At 51.8% G+C, this 14106-nt stretch carries 19 protein-coding genes; 9 read left to right on the top strand and 10 right to left on the bottom strand.

Features of this window, described 5'->3' with window-relative positions:
- Positions 1-68: 68 nt before the first annotated feature.
- Positions 69-1499, bottom strand: a complete 1431-nt coding sequence (gene sbcB, locus HWW83_RS06335) for an exodeoxyribonuclease I (protein ID WP_046687509.1) — start codon at positions 1497-1499, stop codon at positions 69-71.
- Positions 1500-1679: 180 nt separating this feature from the next.
- Here sbcB and HWW83_RS06330 point away from each other — a divergent pair, with 180 nt between their 5' ends.
- The gene (locus HWW83_RS06330; protein ID WP_176589121.1) at positions 1680-2867 is read left to right on the top strand and encodes a tyrosine-type recombinase/integrase; all 1188 of its coding nucleotides are present in this window, start codon (positions 1680-1682) and stop codon (positions 2865-2867) included.
- On the opposite strand, the gene HWW83_RS06325 is transcribed toward HWW83_RS06330, so the two are convergent.
- The 7 genes from HWW83_RS06325 to HWW83_RS06295 form a co-directional block, all read right to left on the bottom strand.
- On the bottom strand, positions 2845-3039 hold the full coding sequence (locus HWW83_RS06325) for a helix-turn-helix transcriptional regulator (protein WP_072008405.1): 195 nt from the start codon (positions 3037-3039) through the stop codon (positions 2845-2847). The genes HWW83_RS06330 and HWW83_RS06325 overlap by 23 nt on opposite strands.
- A 24-nt stretch (positions 3040-3063) precedes the next feature.
- Positions 3064-3627: a 3'-5' exonuclease gene (locus HWW83_RS06320; protein ID WP_176589120.1), complete on the bottom strand. Its 564-nt coding sequence runs from the start codon at positions 3625-3627 to the stop codon at positions 3064-3066.
- Between the two features lie 74 nt (positions 3628-3701).
- Positions 3702-3977, bottom strand: a complete 276-nt coding sequence (locus HWW83_RS06315) for an Ea8.5 family phage-derived protein (RefSeq protein WP_176589119.1) — start codon at positions 3975-3977, stop codon at positions 3702-3704.
- A gap of 132 nt (positions 3978-4109) precedes the next feature.
- A complete protein-coding gene (locus HWW83_RS06310; RefSeq protein WP_176589118.1) occupies positions 4110-4967 on the bottom strand; it encodes a hypothetical protein in 858 nt (285 codons plus the stop codon).
- Positions 4968-4986: 19 nt separating this feature from the next.
- Complete coding sequence (locus HWW83_RS06305; protein ID WP_176589117.1) at positions 4987-5205, bottom strand: ParE family toxin-like protein; 219 nt, start codon at positions 5203-5205, stop codon at positions 4987-4989.
- Positions 5202-6035, bottom strand: a complete 834-nt coding sequence (locus tag HWW83_RS06300; RefSeq protein ID WP_176589116.1) for a ParB/RepB/Spo0J family partition protein — start codon at positions 6033-6035, stop codon at positions 5202-5204. The genes HWW83_RS06305 and HWW83_RS06300 overlap by 4 nt, the downstream gene beginning before the upstream one ends.
- 382 nt (positions 6036-6417) lie before the next feature.
- Positions 6418-6555: a hypothetical protein gene (locus HWW83_RS06295; RefSeq protein ID WP_176589115.1), complete on the bottom strand. Its 138-nt coding sequence runs from the start codon at positions 6553-6555 to the stop codon at positions 6418-6420.
- Positions 6556-6572: 17 nt separating this feature from the next.
- On the opposite strand from HWW83_RS06295, the gene HWW83_RS06290 reads away from it, so the two are divergent.
- Positions 6573-7583 (top strand): hypothetical protein, encoded by a 1011-nt coding sequence (locus HWW83_RS06290; protein WP_176589114.1) that lies wholly within the window; start codon positions 6573-6575, stop codon positions 7581-7583.
- Here the strand turns inward: HWW83_RS06290 and HWW83_RS06285 are convergent.
- Both HWW83_RS06285 and HWW83_RS06280 read right to left on the bottom strand, forming a co-directional pair.
- Positions 7564-7809: a hypothetical protein gene (locus HWW83_RS06285; RefSeq protein ID WP_176589113.1), complete on the bottom strand. Its 246-nt coding sequence runs from the start codon at positions 7807-7809 to the stop codon at positions 7564-7566. The two genes, HWW83_RS06290 and HWW83_RS06285, sit on opposite strands and share 20 nt — an antisense overlap.
- Positions 7810-8210: 401 nt before the next feature.
- The gene (locus HWW83_RS06280) at positions 8211-8876 is read right to left on the bottom strand and encodes a LexA family protein (protein WP_176589112.1); all 666 of its coding nucleotides are present in this window, start codon (positions 8874-8876) and stop codon (positions 8211-8213) included.
- A 104-nt stretch (positions 8877-8980) separates the two neighbouring features.
- On the opposite strand from HWW83_RS06280, the gene HWW83_RS06275 reads away from it, so the two are divergent.
- The 7 genes from HWW83_RS06275 (at position 8981) to HWW83_RS06245 (ending at position 14066) form a co-directional block, all read left to right on the top strand.
- Positions 8981-9211: a helix-turn-helix transcriptional regulator gene (locus HWW83_RS06275; RefSeq protein WP_072008241.1), complete on the top strand. Its 231-nt coding sequence runs from the start codon at positions 8981-8983 to the stop codon at positions 9209-9211.
- Between the two features lie 58 nt (positions 9212-9269).
- The gene (locus HWW83_RS06270) at positions 9270-9803 is read left to right on the top strand and encodes a YmfL family putative regulatory protein (RefSeq protein WP_176589111.1); all 534 of its coding nucleotides are present in this window, start codon (positions 9270-9272) and stop codon (positions 9801-9803) included.
- 34 nt (positions 9804-9837) lie between these two features.
- Positions 9838-10137 carry a hypothetical protein gene (locus HWW83_RS06265; protein WP_033653818.1) on the top strand — a complete coding sequence of 100 codons (300 nt, stop codon included), beginning with the start codon at positions 9838-9840 and terminating at the stop codon, positions 10135-10137.
- Positions 10138-10323: 186 nt separating this feature from the next.
- Entirely contained in the window at positions 10324-11853 is a 1530-nt protein-coding gene (locus HWW83_RS06260) for a DEAD/DEAH box helicase (protein WP_176589110.1), read from the top strand.
- Positions 11850-12836, top strand: coding sequence for a toprim domain-containing protein (locus tag HWW83_RS06255; protein WP_049269897.1), 987 nt, complete (start codon positions 11850-11852; stop codon positions 12834-12836). The genes HWW83_RS06260 and HWW83_RS06255 overlap by 4 nt, the downstream gene beginning before the upstream one ends.
- A complete protein-coding gene (locus HWW83_RS06250; protein ID WP_176589109.1) occupies positions 12820-13398 on the top strand; it encodes a recombination protein NinG in 579 nt (192 codons plus the stop codon). Before HWW83_RS06255 ends, HWW83_RS06250 begins: the two co-directional genes overlap by 17 nt.
- A complete protein-coding gene (locus HWW83_RS06245; protein WP_176589108.1) occupies positions 13395-14066 on the top strand; it encodes a hypothetical protein in 672 nt (223 codons plus the stop codon). The genes HWW83_RS06250 and HWW83_RS06245 overlap by 4 nt, the downstream gene beginning before the upstream one ends.
- The last annotated feature ends 40 nt before the right edge of the window (positions 14067-14106 follow it).

Raw genomic sequence — 14106 nt, 5'->3', positions numbered from 1 at the left:
GCGAGCCGTCTCCTCAGCCACAAAAAAGGCCGCTTTCGCGGCCTTTTCCTTTTCTGCTGCGGCGGATTTTATCCCACCAACTCTTTGCCGTAATCGAACAGCGCTTTCAGCAGGGCGGTTTTCTCTTTGTCGCCTTCGTGCAGGTTATACAGCGATTCGAGCTGCAGCAGATAGCTCTGCACGCGCTCCGCGCTCAAGGCTTCCTGACGATGTTGCAGCCAGCGGCGCTGCTCGGCGTCGTCCAGCGTATTCGGGTAGTTGCGCGCGCGGAAGCGGAACAGCAGCTCTTTCATGCGGCCGTCGCTGAAGGCCAGATCCAGCGCCGGCAGGTTCTGCGGCTTGGTCTGCTGGATAATCCTCATCGCCGCCTTGTCGGCGTCGCTGAAGAAACCGTCGTACAAGCGGGCGTCGACGTCCTCGGAACCTTTGAACGGCTCGGCTTCGGCGAACAGCGCGACCACTTTCTCGCGCACTTCCGGATGCTGTTTCAGCAGCTGCAGATTTTGCAGGCACGCCTGACGATCGATGCCCAGCCGCTCGGCGTTCTCCGGCAGCAGGGTTTTGGCCGGCGCCAGCACCGGGCATTTGTTGATGTGCACCAGCTTGATCGGCACCGGCGCCTGATCCGGCGCCAGATCGTCACGGCGGGTGTACAGCCGCTCACGCAGCTGCTCGGCGCTCAACGTCAACAGCGGCGTCATGTCGCCGGCCAGATCGCACATGATCACCGCATTCTTGTTGTCCGGGTGCCAGGCCAGCGGCGACACCCAGCTGGTATTGCCGCGCGCCGCGCCGAACATGCCGGAGACGTGCACCAGCGGCGTCATGTCGGCGACGTCGATCAGGGCGTTCAGCTTGTGTTTATTGCGGTGCTGCAACAGGAAATCGAACAGCCGCGGCTGCGCCTGCTTGACCAGCTTGGCCATGGCGATGGTGGCGTAAACGTCCGACATCGCGTCGTGAGCCTGCGTGTGCTCGACGCCGTTGGCACGCGTCAGGTGTTCCAGGCGGAAGCTGGGGAAACCGTCTTCGTTTTCCGGCCAAACGATGCCGTCCGGGCGCAGAGCGTAGCAGGCGCGCATCACATCCAGCAGATCCCAGCGCGAGTTGCCGTTTTGCCAGCTGTAGGCGTAGGGATCGTAGAAGTTGCGATAGAAGATATTGCGGCTCACTTCGTCATCGAAGCGGATGTTGTTGTAACCGAGAATGCAGGTGCCGGCCACGCTGAAGGCCTGATGGATTTGGCGGGTGAATTCGGCTTCGTTAACGCCTTTGGCGCGCGCCACCTGCGGCGTGATGCCGGTGATCATCACCGCCTCCGGTTCCGGCAGGTAATCGTCGGCCGGGGCGCAGTAGATGACCAGCGGCTCTTCGATAATGTTGAAATCCATATCGGTGCGCACGCCGGCGAACTGCGCCGGGCGGTCCAGCGACGGGCTCTTGCCGAAGGTCTCGTAATCGTGAATGTAGAAGGTGTTCTGTCTATCGTTGTCTTTCACTGTCTGGGTTTGTCCGCGTCTGTTGTTTAACGTACCGATTTAAAAGTGTTTTCTAGCGCTTTAACTGCCTTGTTTGTCCATTCTTGCATAAGACTGTATTCACTTGTTTGCCTTCGTCCATGTGCTATTGTGTACAGGTTTGGTACATAACCTTAAATCAACTGCGTACAAAAAATTATTATGGCTCTCAGCGATACAAAACTGCGCTCACTACATGGTAAACCATATTCGGGAAGTCCTGAAGTATCCGATGCTGATGGGCTTAGCGCCCGCATTTCGCCCAAAGGGGTAATCAACTTTCAGTATCGATACCGGTGGCATGGTAAAGCCCAACGATTAGGGATTGGTAGGTATCCTGCCGTCGCTTTGAAAGAGGCTCGTGCAATCACATCAGAGCTGCGCACCCTCTATGACCGAGGGATAGACCCGCGCCAATATTTTGATAAAAGCGGAGATATCGGCAACAGGGCAACGGTGAAGGACTGTTTGAATTATTGGAAGGAAAACTACGTTGATGTCTCGCTTCGTGAGAACAGTAGAGAGCTGTATAAATCGACTGTCATTAAACGTTTAAGTGATGCTTTTGAAGGGCGTCCAGTAGCAGAGATTACCGTTAAGCAATGGGTTGATTTGTTTACTCAAGAGGAAAGGGAAAACAGCAGGCGGGCGCGTCAACTACTTGTCCAGTTGCGCTCGGCGATGGGGTGGTGTATCCGTCGGCATTTTATACCCGATTGCTCAGTAATGAAGGTTGAGCCTCGTGACGTAGGGAGCCGTTCTGAAACCGGGGATAGAATTCTTACTTACTTTGAACTGGCAGAAATTTGGATCGCAATAGAGCGCAGCAGGGCGTCAACTTCAAATAAGCTTTTGCACCAAATGCTCATGCTCTGGGGAGCGCGGTTGTCCGAGTTGAGGTTATCTGAACGGCATGAGTTTGATCTGAGGGAGATGATCTGGACTGTACCAAAAGAGCACAGTAAAACAGGAAAGGAAATCCGGCGTCCGATCTTCAAGCAAATTGAGCCGTTGCTGGAAAAGGCAATGCTGACGTATGACAAGGTTCTTTTCCCAGGGAATCTGATCACGGAACCTCTAACGATCTCTGCGGCCAATCGTTACATAAAACGCATTCGGGAAGGTTTGGATATAGGGTATTGGCGTGCGCACGATTTCCGGCGGACGTTGGTGACACGCCTTTCAGAGGAAGGGATAGCCCCACACATTACGGAAAGAATGCTGGGGCATGAGCTGGGTGGGGTGATGGCTGTCTACAACAAGCACGATTGGATAGAAGGGCAAAAGGAAGGGTATGAGATACATGCCGATAAGATTTTCTGGCATGTTAAGAAGCAGCTTTCTGATTGATTCCGCCGTTGAGTATCCACTGATTAACCGCACTCTCTAAATATGCTTTCGGGTGAGTGCGAACCGGCTTAGGGAAACAGTGTTTGTTCTGGTAGGTGTACATGGTCGATCGTGACGAAATGCCAAGCTTCGCCATGACCTCCTTTTCAGGGATCAGGTTGATATCTTGCATAGTTACCTCGGGAAAGCTGGTGGGTTATTCAGCTGCTGGAAAAAGGCGCTGATAAATTGCGGAAACATACTTCGCCTGGTGGATAGCATCGGCTAAGGCATTGTGGCGCTCGCCGTCAAACGGCATATCACGCTTAGGATCAAAGCCAACCTCGCGGCCAAGCTCAACGATAGTGCGCACGTCCCTGTCGTTGTACCACTCCCACGGCAACGGAACGCATTCACGCTGGTAAGACTCACGCAGGATCACGTTATCGAATACAGCGCCGTTCCCCCATACGCGCAGGTTACGAGGATTGGCGACATTGGCCCGGATAAACTTATTCAGGTCATACAACGCTGACAGCAACGACGGCGCACCGTCAACGCAGATAGCCGCGCGGGCTTCGCTGCTTTGCTTCATCCACCAAATAATCGTATCGGCGTCAGGTGTCGCCTTACCGGCCATGACGCTTTGCAGGTCTATGGCGGTGTAGAACTGCTCGCCAAGCTCGCCGGTGCGCGGATCAAAAAGCACAGCGCCGATAGTCAAGATAGGGGCGCTGGGCTTCTTACCCAACGTTTCAATGTCAAGCATTAGGTGGTTCATCAACTATTCTCCAGACAATAAAAAAACCCGCATATAGCGGGTGATGTTAAAAATAAGGTGTGTAAAAGAAATAATTAGAAGTTACTTTCACATGATGGACAAATATCACACCCACAGTATTCTTCAAAAACTGATTTAATAGAATCAGTCATTTCAATACGGTTTTCAAAAGGAACATTGTTTGGGTTTTTAGTAAAAATAGAGTTTGCATACTTATAGGCAGCTTCGATATCATTGCCACCTTCTAACACTGCATCTTTATGTATTCTACAGTTTGTGAAAACACCTGTATCCTTTAAGATACCCATCGCCCATAACTCTTGCTCATCATGTAGATTATTTATTGACATATTATCACCACCACAGTTAACCATTACAGGTCTTTAAGTATAACAACCGTGGGGATTATACAATATTACTTTAAACTTAACCTGTGATCTGTGATGACTATTCTACTGTTATGCATACGCACATTGGAAGCACTATACGAAACACATTCCCGAATCACAGAACTGCACCAAATCCATCTGAGCGCCTTTGCCGCCGCTTGGTTTTAGTGGTGCCTCAGCAAGTGGGACACCATATTTTGTCAGCCATAACCACGGCCACGTTTTCTGGATTTCCCTTTCATGGTCGCAGGCTCGCTGGAAGTCTTCAGGAACGCTCTCTTTCATGAACAACCACAGATCGTCATCGCGGTTTGGGCACATCCAGCAAAGAGAAGCTGGTGGCGTTGGCAGGCCGTAATCCTCCACGCACTGAATGCACATCTGCTTTGTCATCATCATTTCGATTAGCGGGTACCGGCGACGCCATTTCCCATCAGTGACCTTCATGCGGCGCGCTGCTTCTTCGATGCTGATCCCCATCCACATATCAACACCGCGCTTTGTGAGATATTTTTCGCCGTACTTTTCATTGAGGAATCGCTGAATTACCTCGCGCTTCCACTTGTCACTACAGAACGCAGGCTTCCTGCCAGCGCACCAACCGTCCTTGTCACGGCCGTTCCGCGTGGAGAAGTATCCTGGCAGTGGTTCGTCTTCGTTAGGCCCGACGATGTCGTAAGTCGCGTAAAGACTTTTCGGAACGATGTGATACTCAACGCCAATCTCATCGCACAGCGTTTTGATATGTTTGGCTTGATATGCAAATACGTTGCTTGCCTCGCGCTCGGTATCTGACATTACGATCACATCAGGCTTTGGTAGTGCTCCTGCATGTATCAGGCAGATAATGGCGTTACTCTGCGTTCCGCCGCCGCTGGAAAGCACATTGAAGCGATCGGAGTTGTGTTTAAACTGGCGACGCGGGATGAAGGTTTGCGTGAATCTATTCAAGTACCACCTCCTTAGCACTTTATTTATCGATCACGCAGTTGTAATCATTGTGGGTAATCAACTGCCAATTATGGCCGTCGTCTTTTGAAAGTAAGCGCCAGCGTTTATTTACACGAAAGGTCAGGTATTTTTTGCCATAGGTTCTCTTGGGGAATAATCGACCGGCGCGGAACTGTTTTAATTTTTCCAGCGCCTTCGCAGTAATCCACAAAGGCGCATTATTCAGGTTGATGCTCATTGATCTTCACCACTCGCAACCTGGGGATGTTGCTGGCGGTATTCGTTGAGAATGGTGTTGATTTCTTCTCGGGTTCCAGGAAGGAGCAGTAGAACGTCACCCTCTTCACGAACCATTGGCGCAGCATCATAGAGCAGTTCACAGAGTCGGCGGGCGCGGGTAGCGTTGAATTGTGGCTGGGCGACGCTCTTAGTGATTTTTTTCTTGCCGGACTCTTCGGCCTTTTTCATCAAGCGCGCGGCTTCACGGTCGGCATATACACCATGCTCGCGGTTAATTTGAATAGCCAGGGCATAGTTAATGGAACCAGCGCGCACCAGGCTCTTGATGTAGGGGCTGCATTCCTGCAATTGCAGGTGCTGGAGGATATCGGACTCAGAACGCTTAACTTTCTTTGCGATCTCCGCGTTAGTCCAACCCTGATTAACCAGGCGTTGGTAGGCCGCGCCGCGTTCGATAGGGGTAAGTGCCAGACCTTGCGAACTGGTGACCATGAAGGCGATTTTATCGGCCTCAGTACCCAAAAAATCCTTGCACTCAAGGCGCATTACCTCATGGCCAGCTTCACTTGCCAACAGCGCACCGTGGAAGCGGTGGTGACCGTCGATAACCTTCACGCCTTGCTCAGTTACTTCAACCGCCAGCGGTGGTATATATTCCCCCGCAATAAACGCATCCCTAAACTCTTCAACGTGCGCCTGATTTAATTCGCGAACGTTATAGCCATCTTCAGCATAAATTTCATTGAGTGGAACCAGAAACGTTTTACGGGTAGTGATATCTGAGCCAATTTTTTCCTTCGCAGAATAGCGCTGGCTTAAAGTTGCCATAAACACCTCTTAATCTATTATTTGTTATCACAGAGAGAAGAACTCGGGCCGGGTGACGCCCTCCACGGTTAAATGGATGCCTGAATTCTTCTCTCTATGAAAAAGGGCGACCAGCCTATGAACATTATCTTCACCCCTTATTGGTTGAAGTTCGATCTGGCCGCCAAAGACTACACACGGTAAGTTTTCAGAGCGGGTGGCCTTTCTGGCATAGGATTTTGCGCAGACGGGCAAAGAAGGTGAGGCGAACGGCCTGCACGGATGGGACAACGCGCATACCGTCTACAACGATTGTGTTAGCATTGTGGTTGATCATGTTGAATCTCCATTCTACTGGTCAGGCCCCGGCAAAGATTGGCGTCTGCAGCCGGGGCTATTTATTTCAGAAGTACCAGCGCACCAGACGGTTTAGGTAGCTGGTGACGTCGCTATTGCCGAACTTGCGAATAGCGGCAGCACGTATTGAGCGCATTTCCCGCCGTGCTCTTCGGCGTTCACGCGTGGTTAGAATGATTGTCATCTGGTGCTCCTTCGCCTGTGGATAACTTGCTGGGTATGTATACAGTTATTGGTTGCATACTGACCTTATTGATGTGGTACTATCCGATCTCCACAATCCAAGAAGGGAAAAGCATGCTTTACGTGAAAGAAGGCGGTGTTCTGATAAAGCTTGATAATTGGGAACAAGTTTATACGCGGCCAAATTATGTTGTGGATATCGATTCAAAAGGTAAAGTATTGAATGAGGTCTTTGGTTATTACAAAAACGAACCATCAAGAGCTTGTGGCCTTAAAAATTGTCATGCTGGCCATAAAAAGGGCTTCATTGTAAGAACTGAAGATGGTTTGGAAACATGCATAGGCCACATATGCGGTACTACGATTTTTAAAGAAAAATTCGAAGTGTTGGCTCAAAGGATGGAAAGTGAAGTTAACCTCGAAATCTACAAAGAAACGGTTGCTAGCAAAAAGCAGAAAGTCTTTGAATATTGGCAACAAGCGGCCGAGTTGACCAGTGGCCCGAACGGAATACTAAAATTAGCGGAAAAAATAGAGCAAATTAAAGATCCGCTTGTCGTCGGACGTTACGCCGCGACTGAGTTATCGCGCATGGCTTCCAACCGAGACACTAAGGTTTTGAGCCCGCAATCTGTACCCAAGGATAAAAACGAATACAATAACCCCGCCGAAGATGCACCAATTGAATATAAAACGGTGCTTGTAGTTATTGGGCAGATACAGCAGATAGAGATTTTAGCTTCCGATAACAGCTTAAGAGATCTCTATGAGAAAGAGATATCACAGGTTTTGACGGCACTTGAAAATGTGGATTTAAATGCAATATCTCGGCGTCAACTCACTAATATAGGGCGTCGAGCTTCCATGCTAGATGCCCGTATCGCCAGGGCGAAAGAACTGCAGGAATCGGCTATTAAATTCCTGCGTAAGAAGAACCTAAAACCTCTATACCATCAAATGTTTCCAATGGACAATGTGAGTCGTAAGGACTTAGGACTCTATAACGACTTTATAAACTCTCTAAAATAATTCTCTCGCTGGGCAAGGAAGCCCACGCTAAGTATTGGCCCTGATGGAGTGCTTCTGCTGTTTCTCCAAATTCTTCATCGATAAGGAAACAGACAAATTCATTAAGCTCGTCAAAAAAAGCTCTGCCAAGGCAATAGCCATCGCTCGGGTGTATAACTAAAAAGGATTGTCTACGGCCAGTGCTCAACGGGACTGCGCTAGCAGGTTGAAACACAAGTTCTTTCATCGTTTTGCTCCTCAGTGGTTTTATGCCTACCGCCCCACACTGGCAGCGGCAGGGTAAATCCACTCTTTCCTTAAAGAACATTACCGGTCGATCCCTCTCGGGGCCGGGGAGTGATTGCATCGCTCACCCCTTGGCGTGTTGCCTGTTGGCTTCCTGCCGTTCCCGTAACGTTTGTGGCGGTGTTTTGCTGGTGGCGTTCCGGGTTGATGGGGTGAGTATACGAATTGTATTTTTATCTTTCAATACGAAATGTATACACAAAATGCAGAAGTATACTTATCGTAGTGATTTTTATTGAAAAATTATTTGTGCAGAATTCGCCCTAGAGTGAGGGAGAGGGGGTTTCTTTGAGGGAGGGAATCAGGAATTAAGAGAAAGCCCAGCATTGTGCCGGGCGTTGATTAAACCAAACGCATCATGGTTTGGATTGCAACTCCGATAATCTTGCAGTTGCCGTTGATCTCTTTCATCGGCCATGCTGGGTTCAGACCTTTAAGGTATTTTTGCCCGCCGTCGATGATGAGTTTTTTGAATGTGGCTTCATTGGCGTCAACCATCTTGGCTATAACGAGGCTACCATTGACGGCCTCACGACCCGTATCTATTAGGACTAATGTCCCTTCAGGGATACTGATCCCTGTTGGCGCTGTCATAGAGTCGCCATCGACACGTAGCCAGAACGCCTTACCGAAAACTTTTGCATCAGACTCGAGCCATTCATCGATCTCATCGACGGTATACGGCTCCATTGCCTCAGCCCAAGCTCCCGCTTGAACCCAACTGATCAGCGGATACTCCCTGCCTTTTTTATAAGGCCCAGCAAATTTAACGTTTGAGGTTTCGGTGTGGTGCGAAGCTGGCTGAGAATTGCCAGGGTTAACAACAAAATCTTTCAAACCAATAAAATTCATTATGTTGGCGATGATTTCTATCCCTGGCTCCCTTCTGCCGTTTAGCCAGTGACTGACGGCACCTTTGGTAACCCCAAGGTGCTCTGCGAGTTGCTCTTGGCCAATGCGCGATTCCTTCATTTTGGCCTTGGCTGCTTCATACCATTTCATATTCATTCCTGAATTATACGGTTTGTATAACCACTATCGAGACACAATTTGTATACTTCACTTGTGATCAATAAATACGATATGTATACTTCGTCGAAATAGGAGGCACCATGAACAACATACAAGTGATTCGCAAGCGCCTGGGAATTACGCAGTCAGAGCTGGCTCAACTTGCTGGATGCACGCCGGGTGCAATAGGCCATTACGAGGCCGGACGACGGAGCATGGATATACAAACTTGCCGCAGTTTCGTGGCGATTTTTAACAAGCTTGGCGAGCCTGTTGGGTTGGATGATGTTTTCCCCCCAACAAACCACCGTGAAACAAGCCCATCAATTTGATGGGGAAAGTATTACGCAATTTTCAAGGCTTAGTAACCACAGCCCGAGGAGTACAACTGTGTCACAGCATAAAGCGCCGGACTGGCAGGCAGAAAAACAGCCTGAATGGGTGGTCAATTCCGCCCGAAAAATCATCACTGGTCTGCCTGGCGGCTATGCTGAGGCTGCACAGTGGCTGGGGGTTACGGAAGACGCGTTGTTTAACCGTCTTCGCCCAAACAGCAACCAAATTTTCCCGATCGGCTGGTTCATGGTTTTACAGCGGGCTGGTGGCAATACCCACTTTGCCGACGCTGTATCCCGTCAGTCTCGCAGCGTGAATGTGCCTCTTCCCGAAGTTGAAGACATCGATCGAGACGACATCAACGCCAAGCTGATGGAAGCGATTGAGTACATCGGCAAGCACTCCGAACTTGTCCGCAAATTTACCGAAGACGGCGAGATAGACGCCGACGAGCGTAACGCGCTGGACGCCAATTCCTACCGCCTGATCGCGACATTCCAGGAGCACATCCTGTTGCTCTATAGCGTGTTCTGCCCGGCGGAAGTAACCCCAATCCACACAGCGAAGTGGCGCGCTCCTATGACATAGGGACTGCTGTATTTCACAACCGGAGGGTAAGCGTATGCAGCCTGCATCGTTTGTTCGAACCGCCATGCCTGCGGTGTATTGCCGCGAGGATGCCGCATGGATTCAAGACCAGCTCGGTAAGTTACCGCACGGGCAGCGCGGGAAGATTGCGCACGCCTACGAGGAGGCTTACCGCACAGCGTTTGACGCCGAGGAGGTTTCTTACCGGCAGGAGAACGCAGGCCGCAAAGCGGCTAACACGCGCCTGCGGCTGTACGTCGAGCGGTATTCGCGGGCAGGCCAGGGCATGACAACCGCGCCACCGCTGGTGGGGCAAAACAGGGTAGCGGCATGAATTTTTCAGCCGGTGTTTTTTTAAACGGGGGAGAGGGGAAGGGTAAGAGGGGGGAAAGGGGGGTGATCGGGTTGGGGTGTGGGGGAAGGAACGGGCTTTACCAGAGAGAAGATCTTTAAGGGATCGAGTGTTTAAAAACGCCAAACGGACATTTAGACGGCTAGACGATTAAACGAGGAGATAACGATGACGCTTACAATCCAGCCACGCGAAAAACAGATAGTTGCACTGAACATGCTGCGCGCGGCGTGGAAACAGTACGCCTCATTCATGATGTACGCCCCGGTCGGGTTCGGCAAAACCGCAATCGCGGCGCTGATCGCCAGCGGGTTCATCAGCCGCAACATGCGCATAATGTTTGTGGCCCCGTATACCGTCCTGCTCGACCAGACCGCAACGCGTTTTATTGAGTACGGGTTGCCAGCCGAAGAAATTGGCTACATCTGGCGCGACCATCCGGCCTATGACCCGAGCCGCCTTATTCAAATCGCATCAGCCGACACGCTGATCCGCCGTGACTTCCCCGACAACATCGATCTGCTGATCATCGACGAAGCCCACCTGAAGCGCAAAAAAATGCTGGAATTCATCGACGAGCTGACCGCTAAAGGCGTGAAAGTGATCGGGTTGTCCGGTACTCCGTTCTCGGCCTGGCTGGGGACGTATTACCAGAAGCTGATCAAGCCGACGACGATGAAAGAGTTGATCGCTATCGGCGCGCTGAGCAAATACGAGTTTTACGCCCCATCGCACCCAGACCTGAGCAAAGTAGAAACGTCAGAGCAAGCAGGCTATGGCCGCGACTACAAAGAACAGCAGGCTGCAGATGTGATGAGTGACCCGACGCTGGTGGGCGATATCGTTAAGAACTGGCTGGAGAACGGGGAAGACCGCCCGACCATTTGTTTTTGCGTCAACGTGGCCCACGCAAATTACGTGACCGTTGAATTCAGCAGAGTGGGTGTGACCGTTGAAGTGATGACGGCGGCGACGCCACACGAAGACCGCCAGATGACGATCCGCCGGTTTGAGCAGGGCATCACGAAGATCATCGTCAACGTCGGCGTGCTGGTGGCCGGTTTTGATAGCGATGTCCGCTGCATCATCTACGCCCGCCCGACGAAATCAGAAATCCGCTGGCTGCAATGCCTTGGTCGTGGCCTGCGCACTGCGCCCGGTAAAGAGCACTGCCTCATCTTCGACCACACAGGCACCGTGCATAAGCTCGGCTATCCCGACGATATCGAATATGACTACCTGCCCGCCAGTTCTGACGGGATGGAGAAAACGCCCGCGCGCGTGGTTAAGACTGACCAGCCTGAGCGCCTGCCGAAAGAATGCACCCAATGCCACTACGTGAAACCGGTCGGCGTCTACATCTGCCCGAAATGCGGCTTCAAGCCGATCGCTGGCGAGGACGTAGAAACCGATAAATCACGCGGCCTGAAAAAAGTGAAGCAAGCCAAGGAGGTTGTCACCAAAGAAGTGAAACAAGCCTGGTGGAGTCAAATCATCTACTACCAACGCATGCGCGCCGCCCAAGGCAAACCGGTCAGTGACGGCTGGTGCTCGCATGTCTACCGCAAAAAATTCGGGGTATGGCCGCAAGGGCTGTATCACGCACCGATGGCCATCACACCAGTGGTGAGCAATTTCATCAAATCAACGCAGATCGCCTACGCAAAATCTAAGCAAAACGAAGGGAAAGCCGCATGAATACCAAACAGGCAGCTATCGGCCATTGGCCGAAAATATTCGAGTTTTACGGCCTCCCCCCGGTAACTGGGAAAAAACATTTTAAGGGTGAATGCCCGCTGTGTGGCCGCAAGGGCAAATATCGTTGCGACGACAAGAACGGCACCGGTTCTTACATCTGCGCATGCGGCGCGGGTGACGGTTGGGCGCTGCTGACCGGGGCAACCGGCAAGGACTTTAAAACGCTGGCGGCAGAGGTCGATAAGCTGATTGGCCGCGTCTACTCGCCGGAAGAGGGTTATCAAGCTGGTGGCCCTTCATCTGGCATAGCCTCGCAACGCCAGCGCGTGAGCTGCAAGTTTGCATCGCTGACCAGTCTGAAAGGCACCGGCGCAGACCGTTACCTGAAGCTGCGCGGCATCACCAGTCTGCCACAAGACAACGTGCGCTACTGCGACCGGCAGCGCGCAGCGGGTGGCGAATACCAATCCATCTATGCGCTGGCAACGGACGATAAAGGCGAGCTGTGCTACCTGCACCGCACCCTGCTCGACGGGGACAAGAAAGCCACGGTAGCTGGTGCGCCGAAAAAGATGATGAAGCTACAGGAGGACAGCTATCTGGAACACGCCAGCTCGGTCGCTATCCGCATGTTCCCGCCGTCATCAACGCTTGGCATCGCCGAGGGCATCGAAACCGCGCTGTCCTGCCATCAAATCACGCAGTGCAACACATGGGCGACGCTGAACACCACATTCATGAAGAAGTTCCGAGTACCGCGTGGAGTGCAACATCTAATCATCTTTGCCGACGCTGACAAGAACGCATCCGGTCACGCAGCGGCGTTTGAGTGCGCCCGCGCCAACCTGCTGGCAAAGAACGATCTTAAACAAGTATCTATCCGCTGGCCGCAATCCGGCGACTTTAACGATCTGCTGCTTAACGGCTCAGAGGTCTACGAGTGGGTATTCCCACGCGAGGAAAACAATGAAAAAACCAACTAAGCCGAAGCAGTACAAGGCGAAAAAGTGCGCCCAATGCGGTGAAACGTTCACGCCGGTGAAGTACCTGCAAAAGGTCTGTGGCCCGCTCTGCGCTATCGCATACCAGCGTGACGCGCGTAAGCGTCTTGAGGAAAGGGAACGCAAGGACAAACTGAAAATTCGCAAACTGTCAGTTAAGCCGCTGCGCTACTTCATCAACCAGGCGCAGACCGAATTTAACGCTTACATCCGCGAGCGCGACGCCGACGAGCCATGCATCAGCTGTGGGCGCTACCACACAGGCCAATATCACGCAGGGCATTACCGCACCGTCGGGAGTCATCCGGAGCTGCGCTTTGATGAAGATAACTGCCACAAGCAGTGCTCGGTCTGCAACAACTTCAAATCCGCGAACCTGAGCGAGTACCGCCCTAACCTGATAGCAAAAATCGGGCAGGCACGTTTTGACCGGTTAATGGGGCCACCGCCGAAAGTCGGCAAGCTGGGCCGCAGTGACTATGAGCGCATCCGCGACATGTATAAAGCCAAACGCAAAGCATTGAAGCAGGAGAAGGCAGCATGATGACCCCAAAACAGAAACGAGAAATCAAACACAACGCCTGGACGACTGTTGCCGGTGTTCCTCGCAAGAAATACCTGGGTAAATACCAGCGCCTGACCCGGCTGCAAACATTGTGGATCACTTCGCTGCTGAACGCCTGGGGCGATATGTACGGCGGAAACACCGATGGGAAGTTGAAGTGCAGCGGCGGCAGCGGTGTATGGGGGCAAATCATGCCTGAGCAGTGGGACGACGAAAGCGCGGCGCGAATTGTGAAGGTGCTGGGAGACCTGCGCACACTTGGGTATCGCGGGGAGGAGCAGTTGAAGAAGGCAACCACAATTCTTTGGCCGCAACGTTCGCTTGAGTCGATGCTGGTGGCTGCTGACGCTGGCGAGGAATGCGACTTCATGGAAAAAGCGGTGCTGGCGTCGATGAAGCACGATAACCCGGTCTACATCATCGGCAAGCTGTTCTACACGGGCCGGAACAATACGGTCTCGGTGCTGGGGCGGTACATGCAAAATCATTACGCGCCCTGGCTAACGCGCGATCAGGTTGATGACCGGGTGCGCTGGTGCATTGAAATATTCAATTCAGCGGTGTTCGTCGCCGTTCATGCGGCTATCTGCATCGAAAATGAAGAAATGTGCAAAAATAGCTTGAAAATAGCCAAAGAAACTGCATAATACAGGTATGCTTTCGCGAAGCTGTACCATCAAGCGATGC

The organism is Serratia ureilytica, from assembly GCF_013375155.1.
Taxonomy (GTDB): Bacteria; Pseudomonadota; Gammaproteobacteria; order Enterobacterales; family Enterobacteriaceae; genus Serratia; species Serratia ureilytica.
Note: the sequence above shows the minus strand (reverse complement) of the source record. Positions and strands in the feature narration are given on the sequence as shown.

Bases quoted from the DNA above. Each gene is read 5' to 3' on its own strand.
- HWW83_RS06330 (WP_176589121.1), top strand. From the start codon at position 1,680: ATGGCTCTCAGCGATACAAAACTGCGCTCACTACATGGTAAACCATAT.
- HWW83_RS06325 (WP_072008405.1), bottom strand. From the start codon at position 3,039: ATGCAAGATATCAACCTGATCCCTGAAAAGGAGGTCATGGCGAAGCTT.
- HWW83_RS06320 (WP_176589120.1), bottom strand. From the start codon at position 3,627: ATGAACCACCTAATGCTTGACATTGAAACGTTGGGTAAGAAGCCCAGC.
- HWW83_RS06315 (WP_176589119.1), bottom strand. From the start codon at position 3,977: ATGTCAATAAATAATCTACATGATGAGCAAGAGTTATGGGCGATGGGT.
- HWW83_RS06305 (WP_176589117.1), bottom strand. From the start codon at position 5,205: ATGAGCATCAACCTGAATAATGCGCCTTTGTGGATTACTGCGAAGGCG.
- HWW83_RS06300 (WP_176589116.1), bottom strand. From the start codon at position 6,035: ATGGCAACTTTAAGCCAGCGCTATTCTGCGAAGGAAAAAATTGGCTCA.
- HWW83_RS06295 (WP_176589115.1), bottom strand. From the start codon at position 6,555: ATGACAATCATTCTAACCACGCGTGAACGCCGAAGAGCACGGCGGGAA.
- HWW83_RS06285 (WP_176589113.1), bottom strand. From the start codon at position 7,809: ATGAAAGAACTTGTGTTTCAACCTGCTAGCGCAGTCCCGTTGAGCACT.
- HWW83_RS06280 (WP_176589112.1), bottom strand. From the start codon at position 8,876: ATGAATATGAAATGGTATGAAGCAGCCAAGGCCAAAATGAAGGAATCG.
- HWW83_RS06275 (WP_072008241.1), top strand. From the start codon at position 8,981: ATGAACAACATACAAGTGATTCGCAAGCGCCTGGGAATTACGCAGTCA.
- HWW83_RS06265 (WP_033653818.1), top strand. From the start codon at position 9,838: ATGCAGCCTGCATCGTTTGTTCGAACCGCCATGCCTGCGGTGTATTGC.
- HWW83_RS06260 (WP_176589110.1), top strand. From the start codon at position 10,324: ATGACGCTTACAATCCAGCCACGCGAAAAACAGATAGTTGCACTGAAC.
- HWW83_RS06255 (WP_049269897.1), top strand. From the start codon at position 11,850: ATGAATACCAAACAGGCAGCTATCGGCCATTGGCCGAAAATATTCGAG.
- HWW83_RS06250 (WP_176589109.1), top strand. From the start codon at position 12,820: ATGAAAAAACCAACTAAGCCGAAGCAGTACAAGGCGAAAAAGTGCGCC.
- HWW83_RS06245 (WP_176589108.1), top strand. From the start codon at position 13,395: ATGATGACCCCAAAACAGAAACGAGAAATCAAACACAACGCCTGGACG.